Source organism: Gemmatimonadota bacterium, assembly GCA_016719105.1.
Lineage (GTDB): Bacteria > Gemmatimonadota > Gemmatimonadetes > Gemmatimonadales > Gemmatimonadaceae > SCN-70-22.
In genome coordinates this window covers 114,494-134,745 of the sequence record JADKAQ010000014.1, presented here as the reverse complement: position 1 = coordinate 134,745, position 20,252 = coordinate 114,494, and the positions used below count along the sequence as shown (strand labels likewise).

At 67.3% G+C, this 20,252-nt stretch carries 15 protein-coding genes; 5 read left to right on the top strand and 10 right to left on the bottom strand.

Annotated features, from left to right (window positions below; translation table 11 throughout):
- The first annotated feature begins 393 nt into the window (after positions 1 to 393).
- Together IPN47_15245 and IPN47_15240 are read left to right on the top strand one after the other, a co-directional pair.
- Positions 394 to 1,215 carry a hypothetical protein gene (locus IPN47_15245; protein ID MBK9409371.1) on the top strand — a complete coding sequence of 274 codons (822 nt, stop codon included), beginning with the start codon at positions 394 to 396 and terminating at the stop codon, positions 1,213 to 1,215.
- A 133-nt stretch (positions 1,216 to 1,348) separates the two neighbouring features.
- Positions 1,349 to 3,568 carry an SWF/SNF helicase family protein gene (locus IPN47_15240; GenBank protein MBK9409370.1) on the top strand — a complete coding sequence of 740 codons (2,220 nt, stop codon included), beginning with the start codon at positions 1,349 to 1,351 and terminating at the stop codon, positions 3,566 to 3,568.
- Positions 3,569 to 3,598: 30 nt separating this feature from the next.
- Here the strand turns inward: IPN47_15240 and IPN47_15235 are convergent, their stop codons facing one another.
- The gene (locus IPN47_15235) at positions 3,599 to 4,411 is read right to left on the bottom strand and encodes a MobA/MobL family protein (protein ID MBK9409369.1); all 813 of its coding nucleotides are present in this window, start codon (positions 4,409 to 4,411) and stop codon (positions 3,599 to 3,601) included.
- Positions 4,412 to 4,643: 232 nt separating this feature from the next.
- On the opposite strand from IPN47_15235, the gene IPN47_15230 reads away from it, so the two are divergent.
- The 3 genes from IPN47_15230 (at position 4,644) to IPN47_15220 (ending at position 8,316) form a co-directional block, all read left to right on the top strand.
- A complete protein-coding gene (locus IPN47_15230) occupies positions 4,644 to 4,910 on the top strand; it encodes a hypothetical protein (GenBank protein MBK9409368.1) in 267 nt (88 codons plus the stop codon).
- 205 nt (positions 4,911 to 5,115) lie between these two features.
- Positions 5,116 to 5,427: a hypothetical protein gene (locus tag IPN47_15225; protein ID MBK9409367.1), complete on the top strand. Its 312-nt coding sequence runs from the start codon at positions 5,116 to 5,118 to the stop codon at positions 5,425 to 5,427.
- 747 nt (positions 5,428 to 6,174) lie between these two features.
- On the top strand, positions 6,175 to 8,316 hold the full coding sequence (locus IPN47_15220; protein ID MBK9409366.1) for a recombinase family protein: 2,142 nt from the start codon (positions 6,175 to 6,177) through the stop codon (positions 8,314 to 8,316).
- 760 nt (positions 8,317 to 9,076) lie between these two features.
- On the opposite strand, the gene IPN47_15215 is transcribed toward IPN47_15220, so the two are convergent.
- From IPN47_15215 to IPN47_15175, 9 genes are all read right to left on the bottom strand, one after another.
- Positions 9,077 to 9,325, bottom strand: a complete 249-nt coding sequence (locus IPN47_15215) for a hypothetical protein (protein MBK9409365.1) — start codon at positions 9,323 to 9,325, stop codon at positions 9,077 to 9,079.
- A 105-nt stretch (positions 9,326 to 9,430) separates the two neighbouring features.
- Positions 9,431 to 9,592 carry a hypothetical protein gene (locus IPN47_15210; GenBank protein MBK9409364.1) on the bottom strand — a complete coding sequence of 54 codons (162 nt, stop codon included), beginning with the start codon at positions 9,590 to 9,592 and terminating at the stop codon, positions 9,431 to 9,433.
- A 102-nt stretch (positions 9,593 to 9,694) separates the two neighbouring features.
- Positions 9,695 to 10,243, bottom strand: a complete 549-nt coding sequence (locus IPN47_15205) for an NAD(P)H-dependent oxidoreductase (GenBank protein ID MBK9409363.1) — start codon at positions 10,241 to 10,243, stop codon at positions 9,695 to 9,697.
- Between the two features lie 23 nt (positions 10,244 to 10,266).
- The gene (locus tag IPN47_15200) at positions 10,267 to 12,972 is read right to left on the bottom strand and encodes an ABC transporter permease (GenBank protein ID MBK9409362.1); all 2,706 of its coding nucleotides are present in this window, start codon (positions 12,970 to 12,972) and stop codon (positions 10,267 to 10,269) included.
- Positions 12,969 to 13,325, bottom strand: a complete 357-nt coding sequence (locus IPN47_15195) for a helix-turn-helix transcriptional regulator (protein ID MBK9409361.1) — start codon at positions 13,323 to 13,325, stop codon at positions 12,969 to 12,971. The genes IPN47_15200 and IPN47_15195 overlap by 4 nt, the downstream gene beginning before the upstream one ends.
- A gap of 117 nt (positions 13,326 to 13,442) precedes the next feature.
- The gene (locus IPN47_15190; protein ID MBK9409360.1) at positions 13,443 to 14,336 is read right to left on the bottom strand and encodes a substrate-binding domain-containing protein; all 894 of its coding nucleotides are present in this window, start codon (positions 14,334 to 14,336) and stop codon (positions 13,443 to 13,445) included.
- Complete coding sequence (locus tag IPN47_15185) at positions 14,326 to 16,863, bottom strand: ATP-binding cassette domain-containing protein (protein ID MBK9409359.1); 2,538 nt, start codon at positions 16,861 to 16,863, stop codon at positions 14,326 to 14,328. The genes IPN47_15190 and IPN47_15185 overlap by 11 nt, the downstream gene beginning before the upstream one ends.
- 113 nt (positions 16,864 to 16,976) lie before the next feature.
- Entirely contained in the window at positions 16,977 to 18,629 is a 1,653-nt protein-coding gene (locus tag IPN47_15180; GenBank protein ID MBK9409358.1) for a fucose isomerase, read from the bottom strand.
- Complete coding sequence (locus IPN47_15175; protein ID MBK9409357.1) at positions 18,626 to 19,990, bottom strand: hypothetical protein; 1,365 nt, start codon at positions 19,988 to 19,990, stop codon at positions 18,626 to 18,628. The genes IPN47_15180 and IPN47_15175 overlap by 4 nt, the downstream gene beginning before the upstream one ends.
- Between the last annotated feature and the right edge of the window lie 262 nt (positions 19,991 to 20,252).

The following is a 20,252-nucleotide window of genomic DNA, read 5'->3' as shown; positions in this document are numbered from 1 at the left end:
ATCGGCAGTGGAAGCGATTCGTCAACGCGCCGGACCCGGAGCTGTTGACGGAGCTGTACGAGCCCGCGCTCGCCGAAGCGGTGCGGTACGACCGCTGCTGCGCCTATTTCTCATCCAGCGTGCTCGCGGTGGCGGCGCGCGGGTTCGCGCCGCTCGTCGCGCGCCTGCTCGACGCAGAGGAACCGTACGCCGACGCGCCGGTGCGACTCCTGGTGAACGAGGAGTTGACCCGCGAGGACGTGGATGCGCTGGTCCATGCGCACGGTGCCGATGCGTTGGCGCAGAAGCTTGCTGCTCGCCTCATGGAACCTCGAGACGCTATTGAGAAGGAGCGACTCGCGCTGCTCGGCCTACTGGTGAAGCGCGGGCTTGTTGGAGGTGCGCGTTGGTATCATGCGCTCGGGGCGCGGGATTCTTCACGCAAAGTTCGGTATCATCACCGACACGGCGGGCGACGCGCTGGTGTTCAACGGCAGCGGCAACGAGTCAGCGAACGGACTGATCGCCAACTACGAAGAGTTGGAAGTCACACGGTCGTGGGAAGACGCGGAGCGCTACGAACACTTTCGCGAACGCTTCGACCAGCTCTGGGCTGGCAACAACTCGCAGGTGGATGTGATCTCGCTGCCGGCGGCGGTGCGCGACCGACTCATTCGCTACACGCAGCACGAGGACATGCCCATCGTACCACCACGACCGGTGATGAGCCGGCGTGAGCGGCTCGAAGCGTGGATGCGCTGGCGCTTCGCGCTGGAGGCGCCGTGGTTCCCGGATGGCGGTCGTAACAGCGACGCTATGGCGCCAGGCGTGTGGCTCTGGCCGCATCAGGTGCGCGTGGTGGAAGAGTGCGCGTCTGCGTGGCCGGCGGGGCGGCTGCTGTGCGATGAAGTGGGGATGGGTAAGACCGTCGAGGCGATCATGATCCTGCGGCGCCTGCTTGCGGGCCGCGGCGTGCGTCGCGCACTGCTGCTCGTGCCCGCGGGGATCTTGCGTCAGTGGCAAGAGGAGCTGCGTGAGAAAGGCGGGTTGTTGGTGCCGCGGCTCGAAGGGCAGTCCACGCTGGTGTGGCCCGATGGGTACGAGGAGCAGACGCTCGATCTGGCTACGGCGCTGAGGCAGCCGTTGTTCTTGTTGATGAGCCGCGAGATGGCGCGACTGGAGCAAAACGCGAGTGTCGTTCTCGCCTCGCCGGTATGGGATCTCGTGCTCGCTTGACGAAGCGCACGCAGCACGGCGCGCGAGTCAAGTGGAGACGGAATTCAACTCCGCGACACTGCTGCTTGAGCTCTTGCGACAGCTGCAGCTTCGCGGTCGAGCGCGTGGACTGTTGTTGCTCCGTGCGACACCGATGCAGACGCATCCGTGGGAACCGTGGGACTTGCTTGCAGTGCTTGGTGAGGGCGCGCCGTGGATGTCGGACTTCGGAGTCGTGCGCAACTACTACGAATCGCTGGCGGCAGCGCAGGACGTACCAGTGCCGATGGATCGGGGCCGCGCGATCGCGGCGACGGTGACCGAGGACGGAGCCTTTCCCCAACTGCCGGTAACGACTGCGGAGCTTGCGACGAAACTGTTTGTCGCAGGTCGCGAAGGTCGTCATAAGCTCGTGGGACTGTTGCGCGATGGTGCGCCTCTCGGACGACGGATGCATCGGAACACGCGGCAAACGTTGCGGATGTATCACCAGCTCGGCTTGATCGCACGTCCGCCGGCGACGCGCAAGATCCAGGATGTGCGCTACGAGTTTACCAACCCGGACGAGCGCGCGCTATACGATGGCATCCAGTCGTACGTGGAACGTCGCTTTCAGGAGCTTGAAGCGGAGCGGCCCGGCAAGGGCTTTGTGATGACCGTGTACCGCCGCCGAGCGGCGAGTTCACCGTTGGCGTTGCGTCGTAGTCTGGAGCGTCGCAAGCAGGGCCTTGAGACCGTGGCGCGGGGTGCGGCCGCGAATACTGCCGACGAGCTGGATACATCCGACCAGCAAGACATTGACGAAATGATGGGGGGCGCGCCCGCGCCACGGTTCGCGTCGTCGTTACCGGATGATCCCGTTGTCGCGCGACAAGAGTTGCGAGACGTGCAGCGACTGCTTGATCTTCTCACCGGATTGGGCGGCGCCGATTCGAAGCTCGAACAGTTCGTCGGGGCGTTGCATCATGCGACAGACGATGGTCGCGCGTGCCTGGTGTTCTCCGAGTTCACGGACACGGTAGAGTATCTGAGAGACGCTCTGTTCCCGAGTCTTGGTGCCGGCGTGGCCTGCTACACAGGCGACGGGGGCCTGGTGTTTGACGACGGGCGTTGGCGGCACGTGACCAAGCAAGAGATCACGGAGCGGTTGTCGGCGCGAAAGATACGGGTGCTGGTCTGCTCGGACGCCGCGAGCGAAGGACTCAACCTTCAGACCGCCGGCGCGTTGATCAACTATGACCTCCCGTGGAACCCGGCCCGTGTCGAGCAACGGATCGGGCGCATCGATCGCATTGGGCAACTTGCCACCGACCTGCGCATCGTCAACCTCGTCCTCGCGGATAGCGTGGACGAGCGGGTGTACCAGGTGTTGAGCCTTCGCTGTGACCTGTTCCAAAGTTACGTGGGGGCGATGCAGCCGGTGCTGTCGATCGCGCGACGAATGTTGCTCGGCGTAAAGCCATTCAGTGCCGCAGAGCTCACGGCCGAAGCGAACCGCGCCGCAGCGGACGCGCTGGCCAACGCGGCGTTTCAGGGGGCGCAGCAGCTACCTCCGAAAGACAAGCCGCCTGGTGTGACGATCGAGGATCTTGTGCAGGCGCACGGCCTGCTGCGGGACGGCAAGATGGTGGAGGCCCGGGGCGGGCAGCGCGTGCTGGCCGCGTCGTCTGCGGAGCTGGCTTCGGATCCGAACGCGGTGCCGCTCTCGGCGCTTCAGGCAGAGGTGCGCACGCTGGGGCAGGCATTGCACGCGTCCGGCGACCGCGTGCCGCTGGTGCTCGACGCTGTGGACGAGGGCTCATTTCGGGTAGTTGTTGCCGTCTGGGCCGGTGAGGATGGGAACGAGATCGTAGAGCGCGCTGAACGCCTTGAGGCGCTACTCGCGATGTGGACTGGCGCGACGATCTCGGAAGCGAGGTGGTCCGAGGCGCATGCAGTCGCACGCGATCACGCGCGGCAGATGGTGCTCGCTATGCGCCAAAAGGCGAACGTTGAGGAACTGGAAGCGCTGGGTCGGCAGGTGGAGGCCGCCCGGCGTCGTCTCCTTCGTGAACTGGCTCGGTTCATCGCGTGTGCTGCCGATGGCGATGAAGCGTTCAACGTGGCGTTCCATCGGGCGATGCAACGCGGCGGACAGGTGGGCGCGCTGCTAGTGCGCGCTCACGGTCTGGTTGGGTATCCCGAGTGGCCGGGTGCGGTGATGCGTGACGCGGCGGAGTTTGTCTCTCGGCTCAGCGCGAACCAGCGGACGAATGTGCTGCTAGGGACTCCGTTGGAGGCGGCGGTTCGGGATCCGCGGTGGACGGCGGTGACGACGCTGGCCGCGATGCAGGCCCTGTTTCACGCATCCGACGCGGTGGGCGCCGCGTCGTAGTGCTGCGGTGCATGCATGGTGGCCGGAGTGCTAACGCGGCCTGCCACGAGCTCCACGTACGGGCTGCCGGGACTCGTTGTGCATGATGGCGTCGGTCGTCGCCATCGGTGGCGGCACCACGCGCGCCTTGCGGCGGGCGTTTCGGTTGACCGCTCGATTTGATTCCGCCACGGCAGCCGTAGCGACGCCCTTTTCCTCCAAAGCAAGCGCTGCTCTGTCGACGTGAACTGTCTCCTTGTCAACGCCCTGGCACGCGTACGACCGGTGATCGACGCGCTCCGAAACACCAGCGTCTTCGAGGGCGGTGTTACACATGGCGGCCCACGATGACCGAATCACCTCGACGCTCGCACTGCGCGTTTTGAGGGAGTCGAGTTCACGCGTCTTTTCGCCGAAGCTGCCGTCGTCGGCGACTCGTCGCGTGGTCATCAACAGGTGCGCATGCGGCTGGCTCTCGCCATCGCGCGCACGCGGGTTGTGCACCGCCACGTCGACCGCCACGCCGTGCGTTTCGCGCAGAAACGTGGCGAAGGCGACTGCGAGTGCGATCTGAGAATCCGGCGCCAGTTCGCGCGGGATCGCGACCTGCACCTCGCGTGCGACGACGCTGTTGCGACGTCGCTCTGTTGCCTCCGCCTTGTTCCAGAGCGATGCGTTGTCCCCGGCCCAGCCGACGAGGCACGCAAAAGCGACGTGCCGCTTCTTGGGGTAGTGAAACGTCACCCCAAGTCGTTCATCGGTGATGGGGCCGCCAAGCCGCCCCCACCGATAGGCCGAAGCAGCGCAGCTACTGCGGCCCTGCGACCGCGAGATCGAACTGAACGACAAGTGATAGATCGACACGGGCGCGCGGTTGGGGCTCGGGGCATCGCCCCGACACGCGCAAACCGAAGGTTTGCAACAGCGTGCCCTCGCCTGCGGCGTCGGGAGCCCCATCCACAACCAGCGTATGGCCCCGGCCCCCGCCCCCGCGACCCCCGCCAACACGCCGCCCTTGCCGAAGTCGCGACGATCCGGTGACCGTGTCTTTGGCCTTCCGGCCGAAACCCTATCTCCTCTCGAACGATGGACCCGAATGAACCTACGCCAGCAGACAACCCCCGCACTGCGCGGGCCACGCGCACGACTCGCCAATGCCAGCAGCGCGGATGAACAAACCGCACTCGTCGCTGAAAGGAAAGCGCAGCGTCTTGGTGCGCTAATCGTCGCGGCAGCAAGCAGACTCGGTCGCATCTCCGATCTCTCGACGGTGCTCATGGCTGCGGCTCGCCGCGACAAAGATGCAATCGCCATGGCCGCACTCGCGGACTCACCTTCGCCGAGGAATGACAATGTCAAATAGCGGACAGTCCAACGCATATGAGCTTCGCGACGCGTACTATGCTGCTCTGCATCGCGACGTGATGGTGTACGAATCACTCGACGACGTTCTGTCGGAGCTTGGCCTCCCGTCGCAGGGGCTCCGGTCACTGTGTCACGACGAGGTCAGTGCGGATGTTCAAGCGCACATGCTACGCGCGGCTGCGCAGCTCGCAGACGACTGCGGAATGCGAGACGTCTTCGAGATCGTAGTCGCGAACGTTGCGCTGGCTCGACGAGACTGGCCGTTGATCGCCGAGCTCGGAATACATGGCATTTCGTACGACGCGAGTCCGCCGCACATCTCCCCTCATGGCACGGCGGTGACCCGGCTCACCCAGCCCGGCTACTACGCCAAAGCTACGTGGCATTTCGACGACCAACGTTGGATTCCGCGGATCCACGGCGAGGGGCGCATTGAACAGGTCGCTCGCCATCTGGTTACATCGCTGATCGCCATCGCGGCGATGCGAGCATCCGAGCTGGGAGCCGAGCAATGAAGATTGACCGAATCGTCCAACGCATCGAACAGCTCCGCGCCCAGCAGCATCACATCGAAGCACGGGAGCGACAGCGGGAACGACGTCGCCGAACCCACGCCGCCATCGTTGCCGGGTCGCTGCTGCTGTCGCGCCCCGAGGCCTTCGGGTTGAGCGCTGAGATGGTGCAGGAGGTTCTCGCGCTTGTGGTGTCCCGGGATCATGACCGGCGCGCGCTACGGCTCCCTGGGGCGCCGGGAACGGACAGTTAGCATAGCCCAAGCACCCCCTCAAACGGGCCGTGGAGCGCCTCGGAGTCGACCTGACCCCGGGGCGCTCTGTCGTTGTCGACGCGTGCCGATAGGCGATTTCCGGCGGGCGAAAGATCGTCATGAGAGACAGTGAGTCGCGGCTAAAGACTGGCGCGACAATGGCTCGTATGTGGCGTCCCCCTACACTCTGGAAGTACCCGAACGAATTCGGGCTACCTCGGGGGTGCCGCCAAGTTCATGGGCCGTCTCCGAGCGTTGAGGAACGTCGGAATCTCCCCTCGGACCGCTGTGGCTCCGCTCCCACATCCACCAATCGAGACCATCGAGGCCGCGACTCGTGCGCTGCCGTCTCGCATAGCTGGGCTAATCAGCCCAGCCGTGCGGGCGGCGAGTTCAGCGAGGATCGCGGCCCGGTTGGAGGATATCAGTGGGGAACGTGCGCGGCAGCGTCGGTGTGTGGAGATTGTCGCGACCCATCTTTTGGAGGAGCATACGAATGCTGCCGGAATTTCGTAGGTGGACGGAACGCGTGGCCGCGGCGGGGGGCATGTCGTGGCGCGTGCGCTACGTGCGCAAGAGCACGGAGTCGACTGAACGCCAGGTCGCTTCGCACGCGCAGCAGATCGAAGCCATGGACCAGAGGTGGGGCGTCGTGGATCCCGTCTGGTACTGGCGTGACAACGCGTCCGGCACGTCGTTCAACCGGCCGGCGTATCAGGACCTGCTTGACTTCTGTCGGCAGAACCCGGCACCTAAATCGGTCGGTGCTCGCATCGAACTGTACGACCCGAGCCGCTTTGCTCGTGTGCTTGATGCGGACGGGGAGCCCGACCTGATCGCGTTTCAGACGGCATTCAACACCTTCGAGTCTTTGGGCTGGCGGCTGCATTTCGTGTCGCGCGAACGAACGGGAAATGTGCTCATCGACTCGATGATGATCGCAGTCGAAGCCTACAACTCTCCGGCGTACTCACAAAAACTGTCTCGCGACGTTCGCCGCGGTGTGCGCGAGCATGCCAAGGCTGGGTGGTGGACGCATGGTGGCGCCCCGTGGGGAACGAAACGACTCGACACGCGCACTGGGCGCCTCCTGGAGAAGGGCGAACTGGCGACCGCGGGCGGCGGTGGGGTTTCGCTAGTGCCGGACCCTCTCGTCCTTGAATTGTGGACTCGAGCCGCGCGGCGAATCGTTGCCGGTGCATCGCTCGAGGCCGTCGGCCGTGAGCTCTTCGATGAAGGGCACCTGGGGCTCCGCGGTGGGCGGCTGGGGCATAGCGCCATCAAGAAGCTGCTGACCAATCGCGCGCTAATCGGGCGGGTGCAATACATGGCGGATGGCCGAGGTGAGCGCGCGCGTCACGAAGTACCCGCACACTGGTCGCCAATGGTCGATGTGGATCTCTTCGAGCACGTGGCTGGCAAACTCTCCTCGCGCACCGTCAATGGTGGCGGCCGACACCGCCGAAAGCGCGAATCCTATCCTCTGGCTCCCGTCTGCGCGCACTGCGGCTTGGAATACAACGGGGGGCGCAACAAGGCCGAGCAGGGCAGCAAGCGCTGCTATACGCACGCGAATCCTAAGCGTCGTGCACAGCCCGAGCTTTACGAGAGGATGCACGCGGCTGGCTGCAGCGTTTGGAGCGTCGATGCCGGCGAGATCGAGACCCGTATCAAGGACCTGATCGTTCGCGAACGCGCGAGCGAGAGTTTCGAGAGCGATGTGCGCGATCTCCTCCACAACCGCGATGAGCGGCGCAAAGAGGCGGAGCTTCTGATCGAGCAGGCACGCGCGCGCTTGTCTGAGAGCGAGCGAAAGTACAAGTCGCTTGCACGAACGGTGTCTAGGCTGGCGGAGGGTACGGGGGATCCCTCCGATGACGACGCACTCATCACAGAATTGAAGGCCGCCAAACGCCAGGTTGCGACAGCAGAAGGCGCCGTGCGAGAGGCGGAGCGCTTTGCGCATTCCCACGAAGATGCGTGGCAGCGATTGTCCGGGATCATTCACGAGACGCGAAACATCGGGCAAGTGTGGGATCGATGCTCGCCCGAGGATCGCGCCGCACTGTTTGACTATTGGGCGCTCGACGTGATCGTCGTCGTCGAGCGGATCCCGGAGAAACGTCGGGCCAACTTCAAGACAGCGGTTGTCACGTTGCGCACCGCGCCACACGCTCCACGCTACTTCGAAATCGAATCAGGGAGCTCGTCGCGTGCGCGGAGGGCGGACGATATCTCGTCGCGAACATCGGGGTCGGGCTCGTCGACCAATCGCTCGCGCAGTGCGGTCGCTGCGAGCGAGGATCCGAGTCGCCCCAGTGCCCACGCTGCATGGCCGCGCACCAGTGATGACTCGTCGCGTAGTGCGGCAATGAGCGCGGGCGCGTCGTCCACCAAACCAACGTTGCCCAAGACGACGGCCGCGTTGCGTCGCAAGCCGGAGAACTTGGCGCGCTTCATGGGCGAGCCCCTGAATGACTCTGTGTATTCTGCGACCGACATCCCCAGCAGGCGCCTCGCGAGCGATCTTGCATCCATGCCGTCCACCACGGGACGGGGGGCAAATCTGAGTTCCGTCAACGGCAGTGAGAATTTACGGTTGTACGGACACACGTCCTGGCAGATGTCACAGCCGTAGAGCCACTCCCCCACACGCTCGCGCAGCGGCTCGGGGATGGCCGCGCGATTCTCGATCGTGAGGTAGGAGATGCACTGCGTGGCATCCAGGACCTTCGGCGCCACGAACGCGCCGGTCGGGCACGCCTTGAGGCAGCGCGTGCAGCCGCCACACTTGTCGCCCTCGAACGGCGTGCTGGCCACCAGTTCCATCGCCACGAAGAGCGACCCGATGAAGAAGTACGACCCGCGGGTGGGGTTGATGAGATTCGTGTTCTTCCCGAACCACCCCAGCCCGGCGCGGCGGGCGAGGTCGCGCTCGAGGATGGGCGCCGTGTCCACGTAGGCACGTCCGTCGATCGCCGCCCCCACGTCGGCGGAAAGCCAGGCGTGCAACGCCTGCAGCCGTTCCTTCATCACGTCGTGGTAGTCGTCGCCGCGTGCATAACGAGCGACGGGGCCTCGCGGCTGGCGTCCGCCGTAGTCCATGGTCACCACGATCGCGCTCACGGCACCAGGATGCGGGCGCCGGGTGTCGTGTCGGAGTTCGGCGTCGCGCGCCATGTACTGCATGTCGGCGTGGCGCCCGTTCGCGATCCAGTCGTCGAAGTGCGCGGCGGTCTCTGCCGGCCCGAGGCGGACGAAGCCCACGAGGTCGAAGCCTAACGCATACGCCTGCCGCTCGAGGCGCTGCTCGCGCGTCGGGGCAGGGGCGGGCGTGGCGCGCGGGTCGGGCGCGACGCGGGGAGCCGCCGCGTCGCTGGCGCCGCGCGCGGACGCCTTTACCCCTGCTTTCCGACCCATCGGGCGTAGCGGATGATGTCCTCCGCCGGCGGTGTGATCTCGGGGTCGCCGTACGCCGTGTGCATGCGCCACCGCACGTACTTGCGCGACGGGAGCGGGAGAAACGGGAAGCGCGCGTACCAGCCGTTCGCCCGGAACCGCCACGCGACGCGGAGGAGGTCGACGGCGAGCGCCGGGCGACGAAGCGCGGCGAGCGTCAGTTGGACGGTGAGGCGGCCCCAATTCATGCGCGAAAGTTATAGGGCGTCGCAAGGGCGCGGATTCGGCGATCGCCGTGGCGCCGAGCCGGAGCACGCGCGGATGCGAAGGCCGTCGTCAGGGTGCGCCTCGCCCTACATCCCCAGATGCTCCATGAAACGCCGCGCCCCCCAGAGCCCTGCGCCGAAACCGACCATGCTCACGACAAAGGCCGTCATGATCCCGATGTGCGCACCGATCCACCAACCGGCCGCGCTGCCGACCGTGGTCGTGATGAGCGCAATCAACTTGTGCATGGGAGACGGTACGGCGGTTGGGGCCGGCGCTCCCAGGAATGCGAGAGGCACACCGGATGAGGCGCGTCGAGCGGGCTACCCTCAAGGACGATCGACCGCCGCTCACGATTCCCGGCGCGGCGCTCCGGCCACCAGTGCCCCAAGCGCCGAGAGCGTTTCGCGAAGCACCGTCGACAGCTCGGGATCGGCAGCGATCGCCTCGGCCTGCAAACGTCGCCCATCGAGCGGAACGACCCGCGTGGTGGCCGGCGTGATCAGCGTCGACATCGTCCGCAGCGTCTCGGCCAGCGCCGCGTGCACGAAGCGCGAATGGGTCGAGGCCGTCAGCAGCGCGGTCGGTTTGTCGACCATCTCCGCCCCGCTCACCAGCCAGTCGAGCGCGTTCTTCAACGAACCGGGGACGCCGTGCGCGTACTCGGGGCTGGAGATCAGGAGCGCGTCGCACTGCGCGATCGCCTGCCGTAGCGACACCACGCTCGGCGGCAGCACGGCACCGATGCCGTCATCGTCCGGATTGAAGTGCGGAAGGGAGTTGAGCCCCTCGAAGAAGTCGACGACGGTGTCCGGTGGTGCGAGCAGGGTAACGGCACGCAGCAGCTCGCGATTGGACGACCGCGCCCGAAGGCTCCCGGAGATCGCGAGCAGGTGCACAGTGCAGGGGAAGGGGACGGGGTTCAGTCCGAGCGTAACGCCGTGGCCGGGTTGGCCGACGCGGCGCGGCGTGCGGGAAGGTAGCTCGCCAGCATCGCCACGGCGATGAAGAGCAGCGACATCACCGCGTACGTCGGCACGTCGAGCGGGCTCGTGTCGAACAGGAGGCTCCGTAGCAGTTGCGACGCCGCGCCCGCCAGCACGACACCGATCACCACGCCCAGCCCCGCCAGCCACATGCCTTCGCGCACCACCAGCGCGAGCACATCGGAGCGCGTGGCGCCCAGTGCGACGCGAATTCCGATCTCGCGCGTGCGGCGGTTGGCCGAGTAGGCGATCAGCCCGTAAAGACCGACGGTCGCCAGCAGCAACCCCACGGCGCCCAGCACGCCGGTCACGAGCGCCGCCACACGCTGAGGCAGCAGCGAGATGCTCGTGGTCTGCGTGAGGGTCATCACCACGGGACGCGGGAGCAGTGGATCGATGGCGCGCACCGCGCGCTCGATCGCCGCCGCGAGTGCGCCCGCATCGCCGGCAGATCGTACGACGAGCCACTGATCCGGCCGCCAGTTCTGGGCGCTGGCGAAGTACACGAACGACGGCGTCGCTTCCGCGAGGTGGTCGTACTTGGCGTCCTGCGCCACGCCCACCACGGTCACGCGTTCCGGCCCGAAGCGGAAGCTTCGGCCGATGGCTGTGCCCAGCGGCCACAGACGGCGTGCCATGGTCTCATTGATGACCGCAACCCGAGGTGACTCGGCGTTGTCGGTGGAGGAAATGGCGCGACCGCTGCGGATCGGGAGCTGCAACACGTCAAAGAAGCCGGCGTCGACCTGCGAAAGCTGCACGGAAACCTTGCCCTCGCGATCGACGGCGCCGTTCACGGCGTCGTCGACGTCGATCGTGGCGCCGCTGCTGCTGAGCGCCAGCGGGAGACGGTCGGTGAACGAGACGGCCTCGACGCCAGGTATGCTGCGTACCGACTCGCGCAGCGCCTCGTAGAATGCTCGTCCGCGAACCGCGTCATAACCGAAGGCCTCCGTATTGAACGCCACCGATGCCACCCCCGCGATCTGGAAGCCGGGATTGACCTTCTGACCGCCCTGCAGCGCGCGCAGGAAGAGCCCCGCTCCCACCAGGAGTACCAGCGACATGGCGAGCTGCCCGACGATGAGCGCGTGGCTCATCAGGCGCCGACGCGTCCCGCTGCCGGTCGAGCCCTCGCGCAGCTGGGCGGTCACATCCTTTCGCGACGCCTGCAGCGCCGGTGACAGTCCGAAGATGAGTCCCGTCGCCAGCGAGATGGCCAGGGCGAACGCGAGGACACGCGGATCGGGCGACAGCTCGAGCACGATGGCGGCATCGGTCGGAATCGGCACCTGCTCGAGCGCCGCCGTCGCCATGGTCGCGACTCCCATCCCGCCGATGGCTCCCAGCGTGAAGAGCATCATCGTCTCGGTGAGCAGCTGCCTGACGAGTCGTGCGCGCCCCGCCCCCAGTGCCACGCGCACCGCCATTTCCCGCTGCCGGGCGATGGCCCGCGCCGACAACATCGAGGCGACGTTGACGCTGGCGATGAGGAGCACGAGTGCGGCCGCGCCGAGCAGGAGCTGCATGAAGCCGAGGAAGCCCTCACGCGCGTCCGCGGGAAGTCCGGTGAGCGCCGAGAGCCGGATGGTGTTGTAATCGCGATTGCCCCCGCGTTCGCCGCGATCGGCGATGTACGCCACCGTGAGCGCCGTGAGTTCCTGCCGCGCCTGGTCCACGGAGGTGCCCGGGGCAAGCCGTCCAAAGGTCCGCAGCCACGCCGCGTCCTCCAGGTCGTGCGTCGAGCGCAGCTGCTGTTGCATCATCAGCGGGACCCACGCGTCGACCCTGAGCGGAGAGAAGACACCGCGAAAGCCGGCCGGGGCGACGCCGATGAGCGTGTACGGATTGCCGTTGACCGTGACGGCGCGCCCGATGGCGCCGCTGTCGCTCCCCAGCGCCGATTGCCAGAAGCCTTGCGACACGACCACCACCGGATGGGTCAGCGGCGTGCGGTCCTCGTCAGGCGCGAAGAATCGTCCCAGCGCTGGCCGCACGCCCAGCAGCGAGAAGTAGTTCCCGCTGACCATGTTGCCGTACACCGCGTTCCCCTGCCCCCGGTCGGCCAGCGTGAGCGACACCTTGGTCCACGCGGCGATGCCATCCAGCGTGCGCGTACGCTCGCGCAACTGCGTGAAGTAGTCGTACGACGCCGTCGTCCCTTCGCTGTAGTCGGCCGAGCGACGTTCGATGTCGACGAGCCGCTCGGTCCCGTGCGTCCCCGGGAGCGGGCGCAGGACGATGGCGTTCATGGCGCTGAAGATCGTCGTCACCGCCCCGCTCCCGATCGCGATGACCAGGACGGCGATGAGGGTGAAGACGGGGTTCTTGCGCAGCATCCGAATCGCCAGCCGGACGTCGCTGGTCAAGGAGTGCAACATGCGCTCTCGGGGAATGAAGGGAGGGGGGGCGATCGGTGACGAGACGAGGCGCTCGAGCACGACATCGCGCCACTCGAGCAGCACGGCACCCACGAGCGACGGGGCCAGGTGAAACCAGAATCGAACGACGGGGACGGGGGCGCGACCCGTGCGCGCATCGCGCAGCTGGTCGCGAAAGAGCGCGCGCATCTCCGTGCCAAAGCGCCGCCGGAAGCCCGGCGGAAAGCAGTACAGCAGCAATCCGAAGACGCGCTCGCTCACGGGGCGTACTGCGCCGCAAGCGCGCGCACCGACGGCAGGTTCACCAACGCTTGCAGCCGGCGGACCTCCTGCCCGGCCACGCGCCCCCCGAGCGGCGTGATGCGATAGTAGCGGCGACGTTCCTCGCCAAGCTCCGGCACCGGTCGGGCGGTCGACTCGGCCACGAGCCCGTCGGCGAGCATTCGCTTGATGACGCGATACAGGTTCCCCGGATCGAGCGACACGAGACCGTCGGTGCGATCGGCGATGGCCTGCACCAGACCATAGCCGTGCAGCTCCTGCTCGCCGAGCGCGAGGAGGAGCTGCAGGTCGACGGGCTTGAGGGGGAGAAAGGCGCGCGGATCTGGAGGCATCGGTGGGGAGGCGATATGGTTATTTCAACCATACGTGGCTCCCCGGCGGAGGTTTCACGCGATCGCTGAACGTCGGGACGATCACCCCGGGGCGATGCTGCGCGGGCCCCCGTTTCGCTACTTCGTGATCCGTTCTGTTCCGAGCGTGATCCGGTGCGGGACCTGCTCGCCCTTGAGAATGCGCACGGCGATGTCGACTGCTTCCCGGCCACCGGTGGGATAGACGAAGGTGGCGGCGAGCTTGCCATCCTGCACCGCCTGACGACCGCCGTCCAGGCCGGGGAGCCCGTCGATGCCGATGAACTTCATCGCCGAGTCGCGCCCCTTCGCCTTGGCGGCAAGATACGCCCCCATCGCCATCGGGTCGTTGTGTGCGTAGACCAGGTCGATGGTCGGGTGCGCCGACAGCGCCGACTCCATCTGTGTCATCGCCTCTTCGCGCAGCCAGTTGGCGACCGGGTCGTGGACGATCCTGATGCCGGGAAAGCCGGCAATCGCTTCACGGAACCCTTCACTGCGGTCGCGCGCCGGAGTGGAACCGGGAAGCCCCTTGATCTCCACGACCGCGCCCGTGCCGCCCAGCAGCGTCGCGACGTACTCGCCGGCCGCCTTGCCGATGTCGCGATTGTTGGCGCCGATGAACGTCGTGTAGGTCTCTCCTTCGATCTCGCGATCGAGTACGACGACCGGGATCCCGCTCTCGAAGGCACGCTTCACGATGGGCGTGAGCGGCTTCGCTTCGTTAGGTGATATGATCAGGAGGTCGATCTTCTGCCGCAGGAAGTTCTCGACGTCGGCCACCTGCTTGGCGTTGTCCTGCTGCGCATCGGCATAGACAAACTCGAGCTCCGGATGCCCCTTGGCCGCCTCGGCCACCTCGGCGTTCATGGCCACGCGCCACGGTTCGCCGAGGTTGGCCTGCGAGAAGCCGATCAGCTTCCGGGTTCCCTGTTCCTTGCCGCAGGCGGACATGAGGAACGCCGCGGCGACCAGCGCCAGGCTACGTCGCACGGCGCCGCTGTAGCCAGACCGCCGCGAGGATGATGACGCCCTTGAGGATGAGCTGGAGGTTCGCATCGACGTTGTTGAGCCCCATGCTGTTGTTGATGACCCCGATCGTCAGGATCCCGATGAGGGTGCCGGCCACACTGCCCGTCCCGCCGCTCAGCGACGTGCCACCGATCACGACGGCGGCGATCGCGTCGAGTTCATAGGCGACGCCGTCGTTAGGGTTCCCCTGCTCGAGCTGCGCGCAGTGCACCAGCCCGGCCATCCCGGCCAGGAGCCCGGAGATGACGTACACCGACGTGGTGTGCCACGACACCCGCACGCCGGAGAGCCGCGCCGCCGCCACGTTGTCGCCGATGGCGTAGAGGTATCGCCCGCCGCGCGTGCGCGCGAGAAACAGGTGCAGGAGCACGACGGCGATCCCGAAGACGAGCGCCGGGGCAGGGACATACGGGAGCAACGGCGCCGCGAGCGCGCGCACCGACTCCGGCGCCCCTCCGTCGCCAAAGCCAAGGGGAATCGCAGTCCCGCCGCTGAGATAGCGCGCCGCACCGCGAGCGGCGCTCATCGTGGCGAGCGTGGCGATGAACGCGGGGAGCTTCCAGCGTGCCACGACGATGCCGTTCACCCACCCCCACAACGCGCCGGCGCCGAGCACGATGATGGCGGTCGGCAGCAGCCCGAGGCCCTGCTTCATCAGCAGCCAGGCGCTGAGCGTCGCCCCGAACGCCAGGATCGACCCGACCGAAAGGTCGATGCCACCGGCGATGACGACCGCCGTCATCCCCACGGCGAGAATCCCCTTCTCGGCCACCTGCCGCAGGATGTCGGTGAGGTTGCCGATGTCGAGGAAGACCGGTCGCCCGCCTCGGGTGGGAGAAAAGACGATCGACAGGATGAGGACGGCGATGAGCCCCAGCGCGCCGCGATACCGGGCGAGCAGTTGCGACGCCCTCGCCGACATTGCGGGTGGCGGTCCGCTGCCGCCTGACGAGTACGTGTCGTTCGCAGTTGGCGGCGAGGCGCCCTTCGCTGCGATGGTGGCGTCCGATGCGTGTTCGCCAGGGGAGCCCGCACCCGCCGCCGCAGCGAGCACCAGCTCCTCGGTTGCGTGCTCTCGATCGAACTCGGCGACGATGCGCCCGGCGCGAAAGACGAGGATGCGATGGCACTGCGTGAGCACCTCGGACATGTCCGACGAGGCCAGCAGCACGCCGAACCCCTCGGCGGCGAGCGCGTGCAGCTCGCGGTACACATCGCTGCGCGCCGCGAGGTCGATGCCACGCGTCGGTTCGTCGAGCAGGAGGACCTTGGGCGACGAAAAGAGGCAACGCGCGAGCAGCGCCTTTTGCTGGTTGCCGCCGCTCAGCGTGCTGATGGCGACGGACGCCGACGCGGCGCGCACGCCCGTGCGCTTCATCAGCCCTGCGGCTTCCCCGGTCTCGTGCGCGCGATCGATCCAGCCCCAGCGACTCACGCGTTCGAGCGACGACATGGTGATGTTGTGGTCGACGCGGAGCTGCGGAAATATCCCCGCGCTCTTCCGCTCCTCGGGGAGCAGGACGAGTCCTTCGTCGCGGGCGTGCGTGGGGGTGCGCGGTGCGTACTCGCGCCCGTCGAGCCACAGCCGCCCGCGTACCTCGCCTCCGTGTGCCCCAACGAGCGACAGCAGGAGATCGGTGCGGCCGGCGCCCACGAGGCCGGCGAGCCCCACGACCTCGCCGGCGCGCAGGCGCAGGGAGACGTCCTGGAGTCGCGCGCCGCCGCTCCCTTCACCGCCCGCGGCCGCCCGTTCGACCGACAGTCCCTCGATGCGCAGTACCTCCCGCGCCGTCGCCGGAACGCGTGGGAGGTCACTCGGCGGAAGGTCGCGCCCCACCATGAGTCGCACGAGATCGTGCGCGGAGAGTCCCCGCGCCTCGCGGGTGACGACCCGCTGCCCGTCGCGCATGACCGTGACGCGATCCGCCAGCCGCAACACCTCGTCGAGCTTGTGCGAGACATACACCACCCCGGTCCCGCCGGCAACCAGGGTGCGGACGACCTGCTCCAGGCGCGCTTCCTCGCCGGCGCCGAGCGAGGCGGTGGGCTCGTCCATGATCAGGCAGCGTGCTTCCCACGCGAGGGCACGGGCAATGGCCACGAGTTGCCGGTCGCCGGGCGACAGGTCGCGCACGAGCGTGTCAGCCGCGATGTGGGGGGCGCCGACGGCGTCGAGGTGACGGCGGGCGATCGTCCGCGCGCTGATGCGATCGACGAAACCGTCGCCTGACTCGCGTCCCAGCGAGATGTTCTCCGCCACGTCGAGCGACGACACCAGCTGCAACTCCTGCGGGATGATGGCGATCCCGGCGGCGAGCGCCTCGCGCGGGGAGGGGAAGCGTTGCACCACGCCGTGGACCGCGATCTCTCCCTCGTCACCCTGCAGCGCCCCGGTAAGCAGCTTGCCAAGCGTCGACTTGCCGGCGCCGTTCTCGCCGACGAGGGCGTGTACCTCACCGGCGCGCACGTCGAAGTCGACGCGCGACACGGCGCGCACCCCGGGAAAGCCGATCCCGATGCCGCGGGCCTCGACGAGCGGCGCCTGCGGCCGGACACTGGCTGGTGCGGCGCTGGTGGCATCGGGAGGCGTGACGGCGTCGCTCAGCGGTGAAGCTCCGGTGGCTGATGGTGGTCGAGCGCATCGTGCACGTCGCCGCAGATGTTCACGCGCATTCCCATCGCCTGTGCCATGCTTGCCTTGCGCACCAGGGCGCGCAGCGCGAGTTCGGCGCTCGGCGCGTACGCCACCTGGATGTGGTTGGCCTGATGCTTGGCCATCAACTGGTCGCGCGTGACGCCGTAGAGGATCGCGTGCATGATGGGCCACTGCGACGTGGTCGCCGCCCAGCGCCGTTGTGTTTCCCCTTCGGAGAGGCGGACCACGCCGCCGCGCCCGATGTCCATGTGCAGCGCGTCGCCTTGCACGTAGATGCGGCTCCAGACGATTTCGCCCGGTCGGCTGACTCCCTTGAGCGTGGAGCCCCCCTTGGGGAAGTACATCGGGGGCTGTCGTTCGCCGGTCGCCCTCGCATAGCCGCCAATGAAGTGCGACGCTGGCGCCGCCCCGGAGATCTCGAAGACCCAGACAAACTCGTCGACGCCGCTGTCACGCACCGGTGCCCCCCATCGCACGTCGTGCAGGGTGTTGGACGGATCGATGTCGAGCGACCGCCAGGTGAGGTCGGTGAGGAGTCCGTCGACGCCCGCGCACTCATCCACTTCATTGAAGTGCGTGACCGCGCGTCCGGCGAGGATCTCGCTTCCGTTGCTGTCCAGCACCGGCGGCCGATCGGGGTTGTTGAGGAGCCCTTCGGCCAGGTCCGACGCGACGCAGGTGTCCTTGAGCCCCTGCTGGTACTGGATGCCGATTGCCGAACAGCCAAAGTCGTGGGCCAGCCGCACGGCGGCATCGTACATTTGCAGTCCCTCGAGCACCTGCCGTTCGGTAAGGGCCGTCGCCTCGTCCGTGCCTAACGCAAAGCGCATCCCGCGCGCCAGCAGCCACTCGTAGTGCCGGCGGGCGACGGCCTCGGGGACGCGCTGCATCGCCGCGTACAGGGCGCTCTGGCTCAGGCGTTCCTTGAACAGCCCCATGGCGTGCATGAGGTGGTCGGGGATGATCGCGTTGTACATCCCCATACACCCTTCGTCGAAGACGCCGAGTATGGCCTGCTCGTCGCGAAGGCGGGCGCCGGCCTCGGCCCCCACCTCACGATCCTCGTCGAAGGCGCGGGCGAAGGTGTCGTCGCGAAGGGCGCGTGCGTGCGAGGTGTTGTGGATCGCACGACCGTGCGTCATCCACTCGGCAATGAAGCCGCGGGCGAAGTCGTCGGAGAAGTCCTCGCTCCAGATGGTGGAGTAGGGGATCCCGGCCTTGGTGAGTGAACCGTTGAGGTTGAGCAGCCCCACGAGCCCCGGCCACTGCCCGCTCCAATTGGCGAGGGTGAGGATTGGCCCGCGATGCCGAGTGAGCCCCGCCAGCACATGGCTGCTGTACTGCCACACCGCCTCGGCCACCACGAGCGGCGCGGCGGGATCGATCGAACGAAAGACCTCGATGCCGTGCGCCTGACCGTCGATGAAGCCGTGTCCCTTGGCGGCGTCTATCGGGTGCCCGCGCACGACGCGTTGTCCGAGTGCGGCGAAGGTGGCGGTGACCGTGGCCTCGAGTTCGGCCTGCGCAGGCCAGCACACCTGGTTGGCGGAGAGTCGCGAGTCGCCGCTGGCGACGAGGATGATGTCGCGGTCGGTCATGGTTGCGGATACGACAGGCCGCTGCCGATGGGATACGCGTCGCTGACCTTCACCGGCAAGCGCCCCTTGGGGTTGAGTTCGCCCTTCACCGCGCGGATGAACGACGAGAAGTAGATCTCCTGGTTGCCGAACCACCCGCGCTCGCCATAACCGATCAAGTAGGCAGACACGGCAGGGAGCTTTCGCAGGTGGTGCGGATTGCCGTACGTCATTGCCACGACGGCGCGCGGCTTGGCGGCGATCACGCGTTGCAGGAAGGCGAGGTCCTTCTCGCGGATCGGTGTGGCATCACCCAATCGGTCGCGCGCGACAAAGAGCGACAGCACGACCAGCTCGGCGTCGCGCGTCGCGTTCCACACCTCGGCGTAGGCGGCCGAATCCATGCGGGCGGTGAGGGTGAAGCTCTTCGAACCCGGGAAGGTGACGGCGAGTCGTTGCGCGAGCGTCGCCGGGGCCGGGTCGTTGTCGAGCTTTTGTACGCTGATGTTCACCAGCTTGGGAATGGACGCGCGGGCGAGCGGGAGGACGCCATCGTTCTTGAGCATCGTGAGCGACCGATCGGCCACCTCCTGCGCCAGCTTCCAGTGGGCCACGGTGCCGACGCGATCGGCCAGGCTCGACTCGTCGACCAGCCGCACCTGCTGCAGGTTGAGGCGGGCCTTGAGCGTGAGCAGGCGGCGCACCGCGCCGTCGATCCGCTTTTCGCTGATGCGTCCATTGCGCACGGCGGCGACCATCGCCGCGATCGTACGCACCGGGTCCTTGGGCTTGAGGATGAGGTCGTGCCCGGCCTCGAAGGCACGTACGGCGACTTCTTCGGCGCCAAAGCGCGCGACGACGTGATCGTACCACAGGTCGTCCGTCGTCAGCATGCCCTTGAAGCCGAGTGAGTCGCGCAGCCAGTCCGTCGCGAGCTTGCGTTCGACGGAGGCGGGGAGATCGGAGCCGCCGGTGACCGAAGGGACGGCGACGTGTTCGGTCATCACGTAGTCGACGCCGGCGCTGATGGCGTGCCGGAAGGCCGCGAAGTCCTGCGCGGCCACCGCATTCGCCGCTTTGGGATTCCAGGTGAAGTCCGGACGTCCCGGCATGCGCTCCACGTCGCCGCGTCCCGGGAAGTGCTTGGCACCCGAGAGCATGCCGTTGTCGTGGTAGCCGCGCACGTAGGCGCGCACCATGCGCCCCAGCAGGTCGAGATCACCGCCAAAGGAGCGCACCCCTTCGGCCGGGTTCTCCGGGCGCCAGGCGATGTCGACGGCCGGCGAGTAGGTGAGGTGAATCCCCATCGCCCGCCCTTCGCGCGCGGCGACCGACGTGGCGCGATACACCAGCGAGTCGTCGCCGACGGCGGCAAAGGCCATGTTGGCGGGGGAACTCCGTCGCCCCGGAGACCTGCTGCCCGGGTCCCCCCTCGCAGTCGCCAGTGATGAGGAGCGGGACCTGCGCGACGCGTTGCAGCCGATTGAACAGCGCGGCCGCGTCGCGCGGCGTCCCCCCGTAGAAGACGAAGCTGCCGATGCCGTGGTCGCGGGCGAGCGATGTCCACCCCTGCACGCGCGGGTCGCCGCTGCTCACGTACCCCCCCTGCATCTCGGCCACGACGAGCTGGGCGACCTTTCGCTC